Annotated in this window: 17 protein-coding genes; 7 read left to right on the forward strand and 10 right to left on the reverse strand. The window is 65.4% G+C overall.

The annotated features are described in order from the left end of the window. Positions 1-28 precede the first annotated feature (28 nt). From ugpA to ugpC, 3 genes are read left to right on the forward strand one after another with little or no spacing between them, the layout of a single operon-like run. On the forward strand, positions 29-910 hold the full coding sequence (gene ugpA / locus ACO2Q4_RS06345; RefSeq protein ID WP_311757840.1) for a sn-glycerol-3-phosphate ABC transporter permease UgpA: 882 nt from the start codon (positions 29-31) through the stop codon (positions 908-910). Further along, positions 903-1,763 (forward strand): sn-glycerol-3-phosphate ABC transporter permease UgpE, encoded by an 861-nt coding sequence (gene ugpE / locus ACO2Q4_RS06350; RefSeq protein WP_311757841.1) that lies wholly within the window; start codon positions 903-905, stop codon positions 1,761-1,763. The genes ugpA and ugpE overlap by 8 nt, the downstream gene beginning before the upstream one ends. After that, a complete protein-coding gene (gene ugpC / locus ACO2Q4_RS06355) occupies positions 1,764-2,822 on the forward strand; it encodes a sn-glycerol-3-phosphate ABC transporter ATP-binding protein UgpC (protein ID WP_423318121.1) in 1,059 nt (352 codons plus the stop codon). It begins immediately after the preceding gene. On the opposite strand, the gene ACO2Q4_RS06360 is transcribed toward ugpC, so the two are convergent. The 6 genes from ACO2Q4_RS06360 to ACO2Q4_RS06385 form a co-directional block, all read right to left on the reverse strand. Continuing rightward, positions 2,819-3,787 carry an ABC transporter ATP-binding protein gene (locus tag ACO2Q4_RS06360; RefSeq protein WP_423318123.1) on the reverse strand — a complete coding sequence of 323 codons (969 nt, stop codon included), beginning with the start codon at positions 3,785-3,787 and terminating at the stop codon, positions 2,819-2,821. The two genes, ugpC and ACO2Q4_RS06360, sit on opposite strands and share 4 nt — an antisense overlap. Then, a complete protein-coding gene (locus ACO2Q4_RS06365) occupies positions 3,784-4,773 on the reverse strand; it encodes an ABC transporter ATP-binding protein (RefSeq protein ID WP_311757844.1) in 990 nt (329 codons plus the stop codon). The genes ACO2Q4_RS06360 and ACO2Q4_RS06365 overlap by 4 nt, the downstream gene beginning before the upstream one ends. Positions 4,774-4,776: 3 nt before the next feature. Then, positions 4,777-5,655, reverse strand: a complete 879-nt coding sequence (locus tag ACO2Q4_RS06370; RefSeq protein WP_311757845.1) for an ABC transporter permease — start codon at positions 5,653-5,655, stop codon at positions 4,777-4,779. Between the two features lies 1 nt (position 5,656). Further along, on the reverse strand, positions 5,657-6,628 hold the full coding sequence (locus ACO2Q4_RS06375; RefSeq protein WP_423318125.1) for an ABC transporter permease: 972 nt from the start codon (positions 6,626-6,628) through the stop codon (positions 5,657-5,659). A 16-nt stretch (positions 6,629-6,644) separates the two neighbouring features. Continuing rightward, positions 6,645-8,237, reverse strand: coding sequence for an ABC transporter substrate-binding protein (locus ACO2Q4_RS06380; protein WP_423318127.1), 1,593 nt, complete (start codon positions 8,235-8,237; stop codon positions 6,645-6,647). Positions 8,238-8,343: 106 nt separating this feature from the next. Then, the gene (locus ACO2Q4_RS06385) at positions 8,344-9,288 is read right to left on the reverse strand and encodes a LysR family transcriptional regulator (protein WP_423318129.1); all 945 of its coding nucleotides are present in this window, start codon (positions 9,286-9,288) and stop codon (positions 8,344-8,346) included. A gap of 105 nt (positions 9,289-9,393) precedes the next feature. On the opposite strand from ACO2Q4_RS06385, the gene ACO2Q4_RS06390 reads away from it, so the two are divergent. Together ACO2Q4_RS06390 and ACO2Q4_RS06395 are read left to right on the forward strand one after the other, a co-directional pair. Then, complete coding sequence (locus ACO2Q4_RS06390) at positions 9,394-11,028, forward strand: amidohydrolase (RefSeq protein WP_423318131.1); 1,635 nt, start codon at positions 9,394-9,396, stop codon at positions 11,026-11,028. Between the two features lie 2 nt (positions 11,029-11,030). Next, on the forward strand, positions 11,031-11,984 hold the full coding sequence (locus ACO2Q4_RS06395; protein WP_423318133.1) for a CobW family GTP-binding protein: 954 nt from the start codon (positions 11,031-11,033) through the stop codon (positions 11,982-11,984). A 25-nt stretch (positions 11,985-12,009) separates the two neighbouring features. Here ACO2Q4_RS06395 and ACO2Q4_RS06400 read toward each other — a convergent pair whose 3' ends face one another. Both ACO2Q4_RS06400 and ACO2Q4_RS06405 read right to left on the reverse strand, forming a co-directional pair. Beyond that, a complete protein-coding gene (locus ACO2Q4_RS06400) occupies positions 12,010-12,885 on the reverse strand; it encodes an isocitrate lyase/PEP mutase family protein (protein ID WP_423318135.1) in 876 nt (291 codons plus the stop codon). A gap of 1 nt (position 12,886) precedes the next feature. Next, a complete protein-coding gene (locus ACO2Q4_RS06405) occupies positions 12,887-13,633 on the reverse strand; it encodes an SDR family NAD(P)-dependent oxidoreductase (RefSeq protein ID WP_423318137.1) in 747 nt (248 codons plus the stop codon). A gap of 164 nt (positions 13,634-13,797) precedes the next feature. Here ACO2Q4_RS06405 and ACO2Q4_RS06410 point away from each other — a divergent pair, with 164 nt between their 5' ends. Together ACO2Q4_RS06410 and ACO2Q4_RS06415 are read left to right on the forward strand one after the other, a co-directional pair. Then, positions 13,798-15,105, forward strand: coding sequence for an MFS transporter (locus ACO2Q4_RS06410; RefSeq protein WP_395134697.1), 1,308 nt, complete (start codon positions 13,798-13,800; stop codon positions 15,103-15,105). Between the two features lie 46 nt (positions 15,106-15,151). Beyond that, on the forward strand, positions 15,152-15,889 hold the full coding sequence (locus ACO2Q4_RS06415) for a GntR family transcriptional regulator (protein ID WP_423318140.1): 738 nt from the start codon (positions 15,152-15,154) through the stop codon (positions 15,887-15,889). 27 nt (positions 15,890-15,916) lie between these two features. Here the strand turns inward: ACO2Q4_RS06415 and ACO2Q4_RS06420 are convergent, their stop codons facing one another. Then, positions 15,917-17,689 carry an adenine deaminase gene (locus tag ACO2Q4_RS06420; RefSeq protein ID WP_423318142.1) on the reverse strand — a complete coding sequence of 591 codons (1,773 nt, stop codon included), beginning with the start codon at positions 17,687-17,689 and terminating at the stop codon, positions 15,917-15,919. Then, a complete protein-coding gene (locus ACO2Q4_RS06425) occupies positions 17,673-18,608 on the reverse strand; it encodes a nucleoside hydrolase (RefSeq protein WP_423318144.1) in 936 nt (311 codons plus the stop codon). The genes ACO2Q4_RS06420 and ACO2Q4_RS06425 overlap by 17 nt, the downstream gene beginning before the upstream one ends.

The raw sequence follows: 18,608 nt of genomic DNA on the forward strand, positions 1-18,608 counted from the left end.
CGCCCCGGTTCCGATAAGGGGATCCCGCATGAGAAGAACCGTCTTTCCGCACAGACTTTTGCCCTGGCTGCTTCTGGCGCCGCAGCTGGCGATCACGCTGATTTTTTTCTACTGGCCCGCCGGGCAGGCGTTCCGACAATCCATGCTGAAGGAAGATCCCTTCGGCCTGAAATCCAGCTTTGTCGGGCTTGCGAATTTCCGGCGGGTGCTGAGCGATCCGAACTATCTGAACTCGCTGCAGGTCACGGCGGTCTTTTCCGTGCTGGTCGCGATCCTGCCGATGGCAATCGCGCTGTTCCTGGCGGTGCAGGCGGAACGGATCGTGCGCGGCAAGGGCATCTATCGCACGCTGATGATCTGGCCTTATGCGGTCGCCCCGGCCATCGCGGGCATGCTGTGGTTGTTCATGTTCAATCCCAGCTTCGGCACGCTGGCCTGGCCATTGAAGCAGATCGGCATCCAATGGAACCCGCTGCTGAACGCGAACCACGCCATGATCCTTGTGGTCGCTGCGGCGACGTGGAAGCAGATCAGCTACAATTTCCTGTTCTTCGTTGCCGGGTTGCAGGCGATCCCGACCTCGCTGCTGGAGGCTGCGGCCATCGACGGCGCAAGCCGGCGTCATGCGTTCTGGACCATTGTCTTTCCGTTGCTGGCGCCGACGACGTTTTTCCTGTTGGTCGTGAACACGGTCTATGCGCTGTTCGATACCTTCGGCATCATCCATGCCGTGACCGGGGGCGGTCCGGGCAAGGCGACCGAGACGCTTGTCTACAAGGTCTATAACGACGGCTTCGTGAACCTCATCATGGGGGATTCTGCCGCGCAATCGGTGATCCTGATGCTGATCGTGATCGCCCTGACCGCCTTCCAGTTCCGCTTCATCGAACGGCGGGTGCACTATGGCTGAAAGCCCGCTTGCCGCGCGCGCCCCGTCGCGGATGCTCAGCCACCTGTGGATGGTCCTGGGCGTCATCGTGGTCGTCTTTCCGGTCTATTATGTCTTCATTGCCTCGACCCACTCCACCCAGACGATCCTGCGTCCGCCGCTGCCGCTGGTGCCGGGGGCCGAGGGACTGCACAATTACGGCGAGGCGTTTTCCGGCCGCATCGGCCAGATCGGCGGCGTCAGCCTGTGGCGGCTTCTGGGAAATACGACCCTGGTGGCCCTGGGCATCGCCATCGGCAAGATCGCGATCAGCATGGCCTCGGCCTATGCGATCGTGTTCTTCCGCTTTCCGCTGCGCATGGCCTGTTTCTGGCTGATCTTCATCACGCTGATGCTGCCGGTCGAGGTCCGTATCCAGCCGACCTACAAGGTCATGGTGGATCTGGGTCTGATCGACACCTATCCGGGCCTGATCCTGCCGCTGATCGCATCGGCCACGGCGACGCTGCTGTTCCGCCAATTCTTCATGACCATCCCGGATGAGTTGCTTGAGGCGGCGCGGGTCGATGGCGCAGGGCCCTGGCGCTTTTTCAGGGACATCCTGTGGCCGTTGTCACTGACCAACGTGGCGGCGATCTTCGTGATCCAGTTCATCTATGGCTGGACGCAATATCTGTGGCCGCTGCTGGTCACGAACTCCAACGAAATGAACACCATCGTCATCGCGCTGCGCAAGATGATCTCGTTTGCGGATGCCGATACCCCCTGGAACCTTGTCATGGTGACCTCGGTCCTTGCGATCCTGCCGCCGATCCTGGTCGTCGTGTTGATGCAGCGCTGGTTCGTGAAGGGCCTTGTCGAGACGGAGAAGTGAATGGCCCATATCCTGCTGAACGACCTGCGCAAAAGCTATGCGGGACTAGAGGTCATCCACGGCGTCACCATGGACATTGCCGATGGCGAATTCGTGGTGATCGTCGGCCCCTCGGGCTGCGGCAAGTCGACCCTTCTGCGCATGGTCGCGGGGCTTGAGGGCATCAGCGCGGGAACGATCGAGATCGACGGAAAGGTGGTCAACACGCTTGAGCCGCGCGACCGAAATATCGCGATGGTGTTCCAGAACTATGCGCTTTACCCGCATATGAACGTGCGCGAAAACATGGCCTATGGGTTGAAGATCGCAAAGCTTCCCAAGGCCGAGATCGAGGCGAGGGTGCTGCGCGCGGCCCGCATGCTGGAGCTTGAGCCCTATCTGGACCGCAAGCCCCGCGCCTTGTCGGGCGGGCAGCGCCAGCGGGTCGCGATGGGGCGGGCGCTGGTGCGCGAACCCTCGGCCTTCCTGCTGGATGAGCCCTTGTCCAACCTTGACGCCAAGCTGCGGGTGCAGATGCGGCTGCAGATCAAGGAGATGCACCTGCGGACCGGGCAGACCACACTTTACGTCACCCATGACCAGGTCGAGGCGATGACGCTGGCCGACCGGCTGATCGTCATGAACAGCGGCGTCGCCGACCAGATCGCGACCCCGCTTGAAGTCTATGCCACCCCGGCCAGCGAATTTGTCGCGGGCTTCATCGGCTCTCCCGCGATGAACATCTTCACCGTCATGGCCGAGGGGGGCAGCGCGCTTCTGCCCGGCGGGCACCGCCTGCCACTGGCCGGACTGCCCCCGTCCGGCGAGGTCCGGCTGGGGTTGAGGCCCGAGGATCTGGAGATTGCCGCACCGGGCCAGCCCGCAATCCCGGTCGAACTGCGCTCGGTCGAGCGGCTGGGCGCCGATGCCTTTGGCTATGGCATGATCCAGGGATCGGACGTGCCCTTCACGCTGCGGCTGGCCGGAAACTCGACCGCGCAAAGGGGGGACCGCATCGACGTCCTGCCCGCCGAGGGACGCCTGCACCTGTTTTCGCCCCAGACGGGAAAGCGGCTTTAGGCGGGGACAGAAACCGCAGCAAGGTGGCAGGCGACGCGGTGTCCAGCGGCGGTCATCCGCAAATCGGGCGCCGTGCTGCGACAATGCGCGACGACCGACGGACAGCGCGACGCAAAGCGGCAGCCCTGTGGCAGGTTGACCGGGCTGGGCGGATCGCCCTGAAGCCGGGCGCCTCCCCCTCGCCGCCGGTGCTCCGGCGAAAGCGATGGGGCGGCCGCGATCAGCGCCTGCGTATAGGGATGGCGCGGTGTGGCAAAGATTTGCGCGGTCGGGGCCTGTTCGACGATCTGACCCAGATACATCACTGCGATTTCGTCGCAGACGTGGCGGACGACGCCAAGATCGTGGCTGATGAACAGATAGGTGATCCCGGTTTCGCGCTGCAGGCGGCGGATCAGGTTCAGCACCTGGGCCTGCACCGCGACATCCAGCGCCGAGACGGGCTCGTCGAAGACGATCAGGTCGGGCCGGGTCGCAAGCGCACGCGCCAATCCGATCCGCTGTCTTTGCCCGCCCGAGAACTGGTGGGGGTAAAGTGACTTCAGTTCGGGGCGCAGCCCCACCTGGGTCAGCAATTCCTCGACCCGCGCATCGCGTCCGGCGGGGTCGCCATAGCCCAGTAGGTCCATCGGCTGGCGGATGATGCGCCCCACCCGCTCGCGCGGGTTCAGCGAGGAAAAGGGGTCTTGAAACACCATCTGGAAGCGGGGGCGGGCGCGGCGCAGGGCCTCGCCCTCGATCCGGCTGATCGGGGTGTCGTCAAGCTCGACCTCACCACCGGTGATCGGGGCAAGCCGCATGACGGCAAGCGCCGTGGTGGTCTTGCCCGATCCGGATTCCCCGACGATGCCAAGCGTCTGGCCGCGGGGAATCTCGAAGCTGACACCGTCGACAGCATGGACCCGTCGCCCGTTCGGGGCCGGGAAGTGAACCTTGAGGTCGCGGACGGAAAGCAGCCGGGTCATGCGAATGCCTCGCTTGCAGTCAGGTGGAAACAGGCCGCGGACTGGCCCGGCGACAGCGCGACATGGCCAGGCTGCCCATCGCGGCATGCGGGAGTTGCAACCGGACAGCGCGGCTGGAATGCGCATCCCCGGCCAAGATCCGTCAGGGCGGGGACGATGCCGGGGATCTCGGGCAGGTCGGCGTCGGGATCGGCGTCGAGGCGCGGAATGCTGGCCAGAAGGCCACGGGTATAGGGATGGCCGGGACGGTCAAGCACGGCATCCGCCGGGCCGCGTTCGATCACGCGGCCGGCATACATCACCGCGACCTTGTCGGCCATTTCCGCGACTGCGCCCATATCATGGGTGATCAGGACGATCGCGGTGCCGGTCTGCTGGCGCAGTTCGTCCAGAAGCCCGAAGATCTGGGCCTGAACGGTCACGTCCAGCGCGGTTGTCGGCTCGTCCGCGATCAGCAGCCGGGGTTCGCAGGACAGCGCCATCGCGATCATCACCCGCTGGCGCATCCCGCCCGAAAGCTGGTGCGGATAGGCCTTTGCGCGCAGTTCGGGTTCGGGGATGCCAACGGCGCGCAGCATCTCGACCGCCCGGGCCTGCGCGGCCTTGGGACTGACCTTCTGATGCAGGCGCACCGCTTCGGCGATCTGCTCGCCGCAGGTGAAGACCGGGTTCAGCGAGGTCATCGGTTCCTGAAAGATCATGGCGATGTCGCCGCCCCGGATCTTTCGGATCTCAGCGGGCGAAAGGCTGGTCAGGTCGCGACCCATGAAGCTGATGCTGCCCCCCACGATCCTGCCGGGGGGCGAGGGGATGAGCCCAAGAATCGACAGGGCGGTCATGCTTTTGCCGCAGCCGGATTCGCCGACGATCGCCAGCAGTTCGCCCTGATCCACGCTGAAGGACACGTCGTCCAGCACATGGGCCAGCCCGCGCCGGGTGGCGAAGTCGACTTTCAGGTTGCGGATCTCCAGGACGGGATCGGTCATGGCTCAGCGCTCCCTTAGCCGGGGGTTGAAGGCGTCGTTCAGGCCGTCGCCGACCAGGCTGACGCCCAGGACGGTCAGGAAGATCATCGCGCCGGGCAGCGTCACGACCCACCACGCATCCAGCAGGTATTCGCGACCCGATCCGATCATCAGCCCCCAGGACATGATGTTGGGATCGGACAGGCCCAGGAAGCTCAGTCCGGCCTCGAACAGGATGGCCATGCCGATGGTCAGCGTCCCCGAGACGATCAGCGGTGGCAGCGCATTGGGCAGGATCACGCGCCAGATGATATGGCCGTCGCCCGCGCCGACGGCCCGCATCGCGCTGACATATTCCAGTGTGCGGATGCGGCGGAACTCGGCCCGGGTCAGGCGCGCGGTCTGGGGCCAGCTGACGATGCCGATGGCCAGCGCCACGTTGACCAGCGTGGGTTGGAACAGCGTGACCACCACCATCGCGAACAGAAGCGGGGGCAGGACCTGGAAGAACTCGGTCACGCGCGTCAGCATGTCATCGACAAGGCCGCCATAGAAGCCCGCATAGGCCCCGATCACGACGCCGATGACCATGGTGATCAGCGCGGCCGCGAAGCCCACGGCCAGCGTCGCACGTCCGCCCGCGATCAGACCGGCCAGGATGTCGCGTCCCAGATTGTCGGTGCCCAGCGGAATCGTCGGATCATCACCGGGCGGCGAAAGCGGTGCCCAGACGATCTCGAACGGGTCTACATGGTAAAGCAGCGGCCCGGCAAAGGTCATCAGCACGACAAGCGTCATCACCAGCAGCCCCAGCATGGCCGAGGGGCTGCGGCGGAAGATCTCCCAAGCTTCGCTCAGGGGCCCGCGGGCGGCTGGAACCGAGGTTCTGGCTTCGGCGGTCATGTCAACGTCCTCCGGCAAGGCGCGGATCCAGCAGACGCGACACGAAATCGGTCAGCAGGTTCGCGATGATGACGATCAGGGTCGAGAAGAACAGGATGCCCAGCACCGTGGGGTAATCGCGCGCGAGGATGGCCTGAAATGCCAGCGTGCCAAGGCCGGGCCAGCTGAACACGGTCTCGACCAGCACCGCGCCCGAGATGATGGCCCCGAACTGCATCCCGGCGACGGTGACGACCGGCAGCAGCGCATTGCGGAACGCGTGGCGGCCCAGAACCTGTCGCTCGCTGACGCCCTTGGCACGGGCGGTACGGATATAGTCGGCGCCCAGCACCTCCAGCATCGAGGCGCGGGTCAGCCTGCTATACTGCGCCAGATAGACCAGCCCCAGCGTCAGCGCGGGCAGGACAAGGTGATGGGCGATGTCCAGCGCCCGCGTCAGCGGTCCGCCGACCTTGACGACATCGATCATCCCGGCGATCGGGAACAGCGGGATCTTGGCTCCGAACAGGATGACCAGCATCAGCCCCGTCCAGAAGACCGGTGCGGAATAGCCCACCAGCGACAAGACCGTGACCACCCCCGAGGCGATGCCACGCGGGTTCTTCGCCGCCATCAGCCCCAGCCGCGTGCCGGCCAGCATCGCAAAGGCCAGCGCCGCGGCCACCAGCAGCAGCGTCGGGCCAAGCCGGGACACGATCAGCTCGACCACCGGGCGGTTGTAGAAATAGGACATGCCCAGATCGCCCTGAAGCGCGCGGCCCAGATACAGTGCAAGCTGGGTCAGCACCGGCTTGTCCAACCCGTATTGCTGGCGGATCGCGGCCATGACCTCGGGGCTGGCACCGCCCATTTCGCCGGCGATCACTTGTGCCGGATCGCCGGGCGCAAGCTGGATCAGCAGGAAGTTCAGCACCAGCACGGCAAGGATCAGGCCGACCGCGTAAAGCAGCTGCCGCAGGATACGACGCATCATTGCAGGGCCTCCGCGCCTATTGCTTCAGCCAGACGTCATCCATCGGACCCATCGGTCCCCAGATCGAGACGGGCGGGTTCTGCACGGCCTGCGTATAGACCGTGTGATAGGGAACCTCGTTGATGAAATGGATGGGGATGTCCGCGGTGATCTGTTTGAAGGCCTGACCGTAAAGATCCTTGCGCTTTGCCTGATCAGGCTCGGTCGCGGCCTCGGTCATCAGCTTGTCGACCGCCTCGTTGCAATATTGCTGGGTATTCGACCAGATGATCCCCTGCCGGATGTTCGAGCAAAGATAGGTCCGGTTCACCCCGATCACCGGGTCGCCCCAGTTGAAGACCTGATCCATGGTCAGGTCGAAGTCATAGGACGAGATCCGCTGCGCCCAGGTCGGAAAATCGGGCGAGGCGCGGACGCTGATCTCGACCCCGGCCTTGGCCAGCGCCGCCTTGACATACTCGGCGACGGCGCGTTGTTGTTCGTCGGCATCGGGAAGATAGTCGATCCGCAGCGACAGCTTCTTTCCCCCCTCGCCATAGCCGGCTTCGGTCAGCAGCGCCTTGGCTTTGTCGAGGTCGAAGTCATAGCGCGCCACATCCTCGGCGAAGAAGGGGCTTTCCTGGACCACCGGCTCGACCGCGGGCTTCGACAGCCCGGCATGCAGGGCCTTGGTCACGAAATTCCGGTCGATGGCATGGGCGATCGCCTGTCGCACGCGGACATCGGCCAGGTCCGGCTGTTTGGTGTTGAAGGCAAGCCAGTTGATCGGGCCGATGGCGGCATAGCCCTTGTCGGTCACGGACATCTTGCCCGACTTCTCAAGCCGCCGGATCAGCCGGGTGGAATCCAGCAGGGGGAACATCTGCGCCTCGCCCGATTCCAGGGCCAGTACGCCGGAATTGGAATCCTGGTATTGCCGGATCACGATCCGGTCCAGATAGGGACGCCCCTTCAGGAAAAAGCCGTCATAGCGTTCCAGAATGATGTGCTGCCCCGGCTCGAATGCCGTGACCTTGAAGGGGCCGGAGCCGATGGGAAGGTTGTTCTTGGGGTTCGATTTGATGTCCTGCCCGTCGTCGAAGACATGTTTCGGCAGGATCGGCGTCAGTGCCGAGGACAGGACCAGCAGGATCGGCGGATGCGGCGCGCTCATGCGGATCACGACGGTTTGCGGATCGGGGGCCTCAAAAGCCTCGACAGGCGCCAGCATGGTCGAGAAGGGGTGGTTCTTCTTCGCCACGTCAAGCGACCATGCCACGTCTTCGGAAGTGATGGGTTTGCCGTCGTGGAAGGTCGCGCCCTGCACCAGTTTCAACGTCAGAACCTTGTTATCGGGGCTGAATTCCCAGCTTTCGGCCAGATAGGGCTGGGGCTGGAAATCCTCGCCATAGCGCAGGAGCGTCGCGAAGATCTGCGCCGCGGGCACGCCGGTCGCGATGCCGGATTGGACCGCCGCGTTCAGATGGCGCGGCTTCTGGACCGATGCGATGACCAGTGTGCCGCCTCGCTGCGGTTCTTCGGCGTGGACCGCCGGCGCAAGGGTAAGGGCGGTCAGGGCCGCGGCCCCGGCGAGCATGGCGCGACGGGTAAGGACTGCGATCGGACGCATCGATGTCTCCTGTTGGGGGCGCGCGCCGGGTTCTGCAATGGCGCTGTCACATCAATGAATCCGTATGGTCAGCTATGCGGCAAATGCATTTTTGCGCCCCACTTCCTCAGAATTCCTGGGGAACGTAGGGACGGATGAATGCCCGGTCGAAGGCCCCCTGCATCGCCTGCATCTCGCAAGCCGCGACAATCGCTTCGCAAACGGGTGTCAGCTTGGTGTCCCGGCGGGTCAGAACGCCGACGCGCGGTGCGTCCAGTTCGCCGGCCAGCGGCAGGCGCACCAGATCGCCCTTGGCATAGGTCTGCTCGATCATCGGGCGGATGTTGAAGATGCCGTAGCACATGCCGGCGGCGATCAGCGCCCGCATCATGTCGGTCGAGCGGGCCGAATAGACTACGTTCGGCTTCAACCCGCGGCCTGTGAACAGGTCCATCAGATAGCGGCGCGACATTTCCAGGTCCAGAACGACCAGAGGTTCTGGCGCAAGCTGCTCCAGCGTGACGAAGCGCCCGCTGGCCAAGGGATGCGAAACGGGCAGCGCCGCGTGGGGATAGCCCACGAAAAGCGGCAGGAAGCGATAAATCAGCTCGTGGACGGGGCCATAGCACAGGGCGAAATCCGCCTCTCCGCTTTCCAATGCGCCACCGATCTCTTCCGAGGTGCTTTCCATGACATCGATGCGAAGCTGAGGATAGCGTTCGCGCACATCCGACAGGATGGTGGGCAGAAGGATCGGGGCCAGCGGGGTAAAGCAGGCGATGCGCGCGGTACCGTCGATCATCTGGCCAAGGTTCATGATCTTGTCGTCGAAACGCGCCTGCGCTGCCAGAAGAAGCCGGATCTCGTCTAGGAACTTGCGCCCGAAATGGGTGGCGGCAATCCCGCGCGACGGGACACGGGCAAAGACCGGCTGACCCGCCTGCGCCTCGATATGGTCGATGGCGGCGGCGATCGACGAGGGCGAGACCAACAGCGTTTCCGCGGCGGCGGTGATCGACTGGTGCCGCTCGGCCGCCTCGATATAGCGCAGGTGTTTCAGGGTGTAGTGCATTCTACCCTCAGCATATCAGAGGAATTACCGCTGAATTATGCATTTCCCGCAGGAAGGATGTCACGGCTAATCTGGCGAAAACAATCGGTTCGTCGGAGACGTCGCATGATCCCTACCGTGTTTTCTGCCAAGCGCATCATCACCATGGACCCTTCGCGGCCCGAGGCGACGCATGTGGCGGTCTCGCCCGAAGGGCGCATCCTTGCCGTCGGCAGCCCCGGTGACATGGGCGACTGGGGCGAGGTGCGCCACGATGACCGCTTCGCAGACAAGGTGCTGATGCCGGGTTTCGTCGAGGGTCACGCCCACATGATGGAGGGCTCGATCTGGCGCTTCACCTATCTTGGACATTACGAACGCACCGCCCCCGATGGCCGCGTCTGGCCGGGCATCGCCAGCGCCGGGGAACTGGTCGCACGCCTGCGCGAACGTGCCGCCGAACTGGGCGATGGCCCGATCATCGGCTGGGGTTTCGATCCGCTGTTCGTCCCCGGCGAGCGACTGTCACGGCTGGATCTGGATCAGGTCTCGACCACGCGGCCGGTGGTCGTGCTGCATTCCAACATGCATCTTCTGACCGCCAACAGCGCCGCGCTGGAACTGGCCGGATACGATGACGCGACCGATGTGCCGGGTGTCCTGCGCGGCAAGGACGGCATTCTGCACGGCGAGCTGCACGAGATGGGGGCGATGTTCCCGGTCATGCGCCGCGTGGGGGCCAGCTTTCGCAGCATGGGTGGCGATGCCGAGGCGATCTGGAACTTCGCCCGCTCGGCCTGCCGGGCGGGGGTAACCACCTCGACCGACCTGCTGAATGATCTTGGCGACGACATGCTGGCCAATCTGGAGGAGACGACGGGCAAGGCAGACTATCCCTTGCGGCTGGTGCCCATGCTGTCGGCAATGGCCCTGCCGCCGCAAGAGATCGGGCCGCGCGCGACGGCTCTGCAGGCACGTTCCACCGACCGCCTGCGGCTTGGCGGGGTCAAGATCGTCACCGATGGCTCGATCCAGGGCTTTACCGCGCAGTTGCTGGAGCCGGGCTATTACCGGGGCACCGACAACCGCAGCTGGAATATCGCACCCGAGGCGCTGCGCACTATGACCGATGACCTGAACCGGCAGGGCATCCAGATGCATATCCACGTGAACGGCGACGGCGCCAGCCTTGCCGCCATTGAGGCGCTGGAAGCGGCCTTGGCCGGGCATTTCCGCCCCGACCATCGCCACGTGCTCCAGCACTGCCAGATGGCGGATCGCGCCCAGCTTCGCCGGATCGCGGCCCTGCAATGCTGCGTGAACCTGTTCGCGAACCATCTGTATTACTTTGGCGACAAGCATTATGAGGTCACGATCGGCCCGGAACGTGCCAGCCGCATGAACCCTTGCGCCAGCGCCTTGGAAATGGGGATCCCGCTGGCCATTCACTCGGATGCGCCGATCACGCCGCTTGCCCCCCTTGTCACCGCCTGGTGCGCAGTCAACCGTCGCACCGACAGCGGTCGCCAGCTTGGCACATCCGAGCGGATCGGCATGGACGCCGCCCTGCATGCGATCACGCTGGGTGCGGCCTATACGCTGAAGCTGGACAGCGAAATCGGTTCGGTCGAGGTTGGCAAGCGCGCCGATTTCGCGGTGCTTGAGGATGACCCCCACGCACTGGGGGCCGAGCGTCTGCGCGAAGTCCGCGTCTGGGGCACCGTCTTCGGCGGGCGGGCGGTTCCGGCAGGGTCGTTCTGACGATGGCGGGGCCGCTGCCTGTCAATATCCTGTGCGGCTATCTTGGTGCGGGCAAGACCACCTTGCTGAACCACCTGCTGACCCGCGCGACCGAGCGGGTGCTGGTCATGGTCAACGATTTCGGCGACGTGCCGGTCGATGCCTCGCTGATCGCGCGGCAGACGGCGGATACCATCCAGCTCAGCAACGGTTGCATCTGCTGCTCGATGGGCGGGGGCTTGTTCGATGCCTTCGACAGGGCGCTGAGCCTGCGGGGCAAGGTGGACCGGCTGGTGATCGAAGCCAGCGGCGTCGCCGAGCCACGCCGGCTGGCAAGCTTTGCGCTGGCGGAACGCGACCTTGACTGTCAGGCGGTGCTGGCGGTGGTCGACCCGCTGTGTATTGCCGAGCGTCTGGCCGATCCCCGAACGGGTCAGGTCGCACGAAGACAGATCCTTGGCGCGGATGCGCTGTTCCTGTCACGGGCGGATATCGCCGGGCGGGTGGCGCTGCGGCGGGCGGCGCGATTGCTGGCCGGCATGAACCCTCTGGCCAGCCAGCACCTCGCCCCGGATGGCGTATTGGATCAGGCGCTTCGGCAGCCCCATGACTTCAATGCTTTGTCTGCCCTGCACCCGGCCGACGACCGCGACGGCGACCACCGCAACCTGTTTGCCAGCCGCACGCTGCGGCTGTCCGGCCCGGTCGATCGCCAACACTTGCTGGCAGCCATCAGTCGCCACCAGCGCGGAATCCATCGGTTGAAGGGTTATCTGCGTCTGTCGGAAGAAGCGCTGCCCCAGCTTTTGCAGCTGGCCGGCGGGGTCGTGACGCTGGTACCGGTCGAAGCGGCGGGCGAGCTGCCGATGGATCGGGTTGTCGCGATCGGTCCCGATGCGGGATGCATCGACGCGCTGCAGGCAGAGCTTGCGGGACAGGAAGTTCGGGTCGCCGCCACCCGCGAAGGCTGGGCCTGACGCGCGGGCGGCGGCGACGGGCCCGTCAGGAAGTCACCGGCCAGCCGAAATCATGGTCCAACCCGTCGAAACGCTCGAGATCCACCAGATCGGCGAATTCGCCATAGCTGCACATCGCGTCGGCGCGGCGGGCGGGTGTTCCATCGGCCTTCAACGCCTCCAGAGTCTGCGACACGGCCCGGACCGCGGTGAACAGCGCGGAAAGCGCATAGAAGGCGACCGAGAACCCCATGTCCTGCAAGTCCGAGGCTTTCAGCGCCACCGTCTCGTTCCCGTCGACGATGCTGACGACCTTGGGGCCCGGCACGGCGCGGGCGACGGCCTCGACCTCGGCGATCTTCTTGATGCCGTCGACGAAAACCAGATCGACGCCCGCATCCTGATAGCGTCTGGCGCGGGCCACGGCCTCGTCGATGCCAAGGGCGGGCAGGGCGTCGGTGCGGGCGATCAGCATCATCTCATGCGTACCGCGTGTCTTGACGGCGGCCTGCAGGCGGCGCGCGTTTTCCTCGGCGTCGATGACTCGGATGCCGGCGCGCTGGCCGCAGCGCTTGGGCATCTGCTGGTCTTCAAGATGGATCGCGGCGACGCCCGATGCAGCATATTCCTCGACCGTGCGGGCAAGGTTGGCAAGCCCGCCATAGCCGGTATCGGCATCCGCGATCACCGGGATCGTGGTCGCCCGCACCATGTTCCGGGCATGATCGGTCATCTCGGTCTGGCTCATCAGCCCGATATCGGGCATTCCCAATCGCGCCGCCGTGGCGCCGAAGCCGGTCATGTAGACGGCCCCGAAACCCGCGCGCTGGACCATCCGCGCGGTCAGCGGATCGGCTGCGCCGGGGGCCATGACCAGCCCCTGCCGGATGGCGCGACGCAGCGCGCTTGCCTGGTCCGCCATTTCAGCGCCCCCCCGATACGTCGATGGAAATCCCGGTGACATAGGCCGAGGCGTCCGAGAACAGCCACACCGCGCAATCCGCGACTTCTTCGGCAGTGCCCAGACGCTTCAGCGGGATCACGTCCGCCATCGCAGCGATTTTCGAGGGATCGGTGAACACGTCCTTCTGGATCTCGGTATCGATGACGCCGGGGGCCATTGCGTTCACGCGCACATGCGGGGCCAATTCCTTGGCAAGCGCGGTGGTGAAGGAATGGACCGCGCCCTTGGTCGTGGCATAGGCGATCGAGCCGACCATGCCGCCCGTCCGCTGCGCGATCGAGGACAGGTTGACGATCGCGCGACCCTCGCGGCCCGAGGGGGCCGACAGAAAGACGTTCGAGACGACGAACACGCTTTTCAGGTTCACTGCCAGCACGCGGTCCAGCTCTGCCTCGTCAAGCTCGGTGACGGACATGTGCCGCCCGATGATGCCCGCGTTGTTCAGGAGATAGTCGAAACCCCCGAAACGTGCGCGTGCGACCTCGGCCGCGGCGCGAACGGCGCTGCTGTCCGAGACGTCGACCACCGCCGTTTCGATCCGGTCGGGCGCCAGCGCCCGGAGTTCCTCCAGCCGTGCCGCGTTGATGTCCCACACCACCAGGTTCGCACCCAGATCAAGCAGCTTGCCCGCGACGGCGCGGCCGATGCCCGACGCGCCGCCGGTAATCAGGGCAGTGCGGTTCTCAAAGCAGGGATAGGTGTTCATGCATCTCCTCCGGGCAAGAATGACGGGGGGATAAAGCATGGGTCGCGGATGCCCGTCAACTAGGGCACTAGATTAAAATGGTAGTTGTCAAAACCGTGAAAGCCGCTAAGGATGCGCCCGCAATGGCCGGGCCCCGCGTCCGGCAGCAGGAGGAGAATTCAGGAATGGCACTATCCGGCCCCGCGTCCATGACGCTGGACACAAACCTGCGCGACCGCACGATCAGCAAGCTGAACCGGCGGATCGTGCTTTTCGCTTTCATCTGCTTCATCGTGAACTATCTCGACCGGGTGAACATCGGCTTCGCCGCGCTGCACATGAACGAAGATATTGGCCTGACGCCCTATATCTTCGGAATCGGCGCGGGCATCTTCTTCGTCGGCTACCTGGCCTTCGAGATCCCGTCGAACATGATGCTGCACCGTTTCGGCCCACGCGTCTGGATCGCGCGGATCATGGTGACCTGGGGGCTCGTTTCCTGCGGGATGGCCTTCGTTCAGGGGCCGACCTCGTTCTATATCATGCGCTTCCTGCTGGGCGTGGCCGAGGCGGGCTTTGCGCCGGGCATCCTGCTTTACCTGACCTACTGGTTCCCCGCGCGCGAACGTGGTCGGGCCACTGCGACCTTCATGACCGCGACGGTGCTGTCGATCGTCTTCGGCGCGCCGCTGTCCAGCTGGCTGATCGACGCGGGCGAAGGGCTTTGGGGCCTGCGCGGCTGGCAGGCGATGTTCATCCTGGAAGGCGTGCCCGCCGCGATCCTGGGGATCGTCGCCTTCTTCTATCTGGTGGACAGCCCGGAAAAGGACCGCCACTGGCTGGCCCCCGACGAACGCAAGTGGCTGATCGCCCAGCTTGAGGCCGAACGCCGCGCCGCGCCACAGGACACCCGCCATGACCTGGCCGAGATCTTCCGCGACTGGCGCGTCTGGCTGCTGACCATCGTTTACATGTTCAACGGCATTGCAGTTTACGGCGTCATCATGTGGCTGCCGCAGATCGTGAAGTCGCTTGGCAACCTGACCACGCTGCAAACCGGCTTCGTCTCGGCCATTCCGTTCATCTTCGCGGGGGCTGGTCTTGTCCTTGTCTCGCGCAGTTCGGACCGGACCGGAGAGCGCAAGTTCCACACCGCGATGGGCGGACTTGTCGGAGGCATCTTCCTGGCCGCTTCGGCCATGGCGGGATCGCCGCTGATGGGGCTGGTGCTGCTGTGCATCTGCGCCTTCTTCCTGTGGTCCTATATGGGCGTGTTCTGGACGCTGCCGCCGCAATTCCTGCAAGGCGCGGCTGCGGCAGGTGGCATTGCCGCGATCAACGGCTTTGCCCAGATCGGCGGCTTCACCGGGCCTTACATCGTGGGTTACGTCAAGTCGGCGACGGACAGCTTCCAGCTGTCGTTGCTTGCCCTTGCCATCTTCCCCGTCCTAGGATCGCTGCTCTGCATGACGCTGAAGGCGAAGCGCGACTGACCCCCGCGCGCGCCCAAGGCGGGCGCGCGCCATCCGAACCCGAGAAATGACCGTGACAGCCCGCAAAAGCAGCCAGCCCAGTGCCAAGCAATTGCTCTCGCAACAGATCGCCGACCGGATCCGGCAGGCGATCGTCGATGCGGATTTCGAGTTCGGCGAAAGCCTGTCCGAGGAAATCCTCGCGCAGGCTTTCGACGTCTCTCGCACCCCGGTCCGCGAGGCCCTGAACCTGCTGCAGGTCGAAGGGCTGGTCATCATCGTCCCGAAATCCGGCACCTTCGTCTATTCCCCCTCGGAAGAAGGGATTTCGGATCTTGTGACTTTTCGCGGCGTGCTGGAAACCAGCGCGCTGCGCCTGTTGCCGCGCGATGCGCTGCCGGGCCTGTCCGCACGCCTTCAGGCGGCTTGTGCCCGCATGGAACGGGCAATGGGCGAAGGGGACATGCGCGACTATGGCCGGGCGGATACCGACTTTCACCTTGAGATCGTGCAGACCGCCGGGAACCGTCACCTGGTCGAGGCCTATCGCATGATCCTGGGCCGCGTGGCGTCGCTGCGCACTCATCTGGCCCTGAAGGCCGAAGGAGAGCCGCGCCGGTCGTTCCGCGATCACCGCGAATTGGCGTTGGGCATCCTTGATGCCGAAGGGCCGCGCCGGGATGAGCTGGCGGGCCTGCTGGAAGGCCATATCCACCGCACGCGCGAGAATTACCTCAACGCGTTCCGGCAGACCCACCTGTCGCCGGGGCGCAGGATGCGGTCGCGCCTGAAGCTGGACCGCTAACCGGCCGCAGGCGCCACGCGGCGGGCGTCAGTCCGCCACGGTCTGCCGGATCTCGCCCGTTGCTCCGTCGCAGATGCCGATATCGGTCACATGCGGGCCGGGATTGCAGGCCAGCGAGGCTCCGACCAGCGCCTTGAAGCTGCGCAGCGGTGGCAACCAGTCCGCGACAGTCGCTGCAGCTTCGCGCAGGTGGTCAAGCGCGCGGCCGACCTCGTCCGTGGGACGATCGGACAGCAGGCCGCAAACCGGCAGTTCCAGCAGCGCCAGCAGCTTGCCGTCTTTGGCGACGGCCATGCCGCCCCCGCAGCCGATCAGCGCATTCGCGGCGACCGCCATGTCGGCGGGATCGCTGCCGAAGACGTTCAGGTTGTGGCTGTCATGGGCGATGGTGGTGGCGATGGCCCCCGACCAGTTGCCCCATTCCTGAAGCAGCCCCACCACGGGGCGTGGATCGGCCTTGCCGTGACGATGGATCACCGCCATCCGCAGCATGTCCGCGGGGACCTGCACCTTGCCGTCCCGGACGGGAAGCTCTGCGTTGCCCCATTCGGTGAAGCGGGGCTTCGACACGGTGTTCACGCGCGCGGTCGGACCGGAGGTGAGAATTTCGAAATCCGCAGCGTCAAGGGGCTGCAGCTTCATCGTGTCGGTGAACGGGGTCGCGGCGGGGGCATGGGTCGGGTTCAGGCAGATCCCATTTCGCGCCACGATCCGGCCCGATGCCAGCACCAGCCCGGCCAGGAAATCGTCCAGATCGGCAAAGACCGCGATATCGGCGCGGCGACCCGGCGCGACCATTCCCAGATCCGCGCGCCCGATCCGCATGGCGGCATTCAGCGTCGCCGCGCGCAGGGCGTCGACGGGCGTCATGCCGTGGCCGACAAGGCGGCGCAGCACGTCGGCCATGCCGCCGACCCGGTCAAGATCATCGGGAAAGACGTCGTCGGTGCAGACGGTCAGCGTCTGAGGCAGGTGCGGCAGGTCGTTCAACGCGGCGACCACGCCGGGCAGGACATAGTCATGCGACCCGCGAAGTTCGATCGTGAACCCCGCGCGCAGCTTGTCCATGAAATCCTCGGCCGCCGTGATCTCGTGGTCCGAGCCGATGCCGGCCGCGGCAAAGGCCTGTACCTCGGCCCCCTTCAGCCCGCGGGCATGGCCGCAGACCAGCTTGCCAGAGGCAAGCCCGGCACCGACGATCCCGGTCATCTTGGGAGAACGATTCAGGACGCCGCGCATGTCCATGACCTCGGCCACGCCGTGAATCTGCGGCCAGGCCAGCATCTCGCGCATTTCGGGCGGGTTGAACTCGGCCCCCGCGCGCTCGATCCCCGGAGCCGAGGGCACGCAGGACGGTGCAAGCACCAGAACCCGCAGATCCAGACCCGACGACGCCTCGCAAGCCCATCTGACGCCGTCCAGCCCGGCGACATTGCCGACTTCGTGCGGATCCCAGACCACGGTGGTGGTGCCCTGCGGCACGACCGTCTCGGCATAGCGCCGGGGCGTCACCATCGAGCTTTCGATATGCATATGCGTGTCGATCAGGCCCGGCGCGATGAAGCGGCCGGTGCAGTCGATCACCTGGGCGGCATCCGAGCGGCTGCCCGGCGCATGGACCGAGGCGACCAGCGCGCCCACGATGCCGATGTCGGCGGCATGGATCTCGGATGTCGCGACGTTGACCAGTTGCCCTCCGGTCAGCAGGATATCGAAGGGTGCCTGCCCCAAGGCAGCGCGTACGGCGCGGTCCCGCAGATCGCCTGCGTTCAGATCCTGCGGTTCAGACGGTTCGGTCATCGGTATCCCTGCACATGCTGGTCAGCGCCGCGTGAAAGCGGCGCCGGATTTCCTGGGCGTCGGGGCCAAGGGCCACGCGCGCATTCGGTTGGGCCTTGTGGCCGCGCCATTCGATGACGGTCATGCCCCGCGTCAGCCGCCCGTCAAGCTCGGCGGCAATATGGACGTCGGCATATCGGGCGAGCCCCGGTTCAAGCGCAAGTGCCGCGGCGACCGGGTCGTAAAGCGCCATCGGCCGTGCGCCGTTCGCGGCAATACGGACATAGCCTTCGTAAAGGTCGGCAAGCAGCGCCGCGCGTTCTCCGCGCAGCGTGCGCAGCGGCGTGATGTCGGCAAGCGAGACCTGCACCTCGCGGCAGCATTCCAGCCCGACCATGACCATGCGGATGCCCGCGCCAAGAACGGCGTCCACGGCCTCGGGATCGACGGCGGCGTTGAACTCGGCGACGGCCGTATGGTTGCCACGGGCAAAGGCGCCCCCCATCCAGACCAGATCCGCTTGTGCCGCGAGACCGGGATGGCGTGCGGCCAGATGCGCGAGGTTCGTCAACGGACCGAGTGCCAGAACGCGCCGCCCCCCCTCGCGAAGATAATTCGCCATCGCCTCGACCGCGTCGCCCGGATCAGGCATGCGCGTCGTCGGCGGAAGATGCGCCCCCACCGAGGGCATGCCGTCATCGCCCAGCACATAGGCGGCAGTCTGCAACGCCCCGGCCAATGGCTTCGCCGCGCCGGCGAGAATGGGCATGTCCCAACCAAAGACCTCGGCCGCCGCGCAGGCGTTTTCGACCGCGCGGGGCAAGGGGACATTCCCCGCGACGACCGACAGCCCCGCAATCTTCGCGCCGCCCGACAGGCAAAGCCCGATGGCTGCGAGGTCGTCAAAGCCCATGTCGGTGTCAATCCACAGGGCGGACAT

The organism is Paracoccus sp. KR1-242 (genome assembly GCF_049446195.1).
Lineage (GTDB): Bacteria > Pseudomonadota > Alphaproteobacteria > Rhodobacterales > Rhodobacteraceae > Paracoccus > Paracoccus broussonetiae.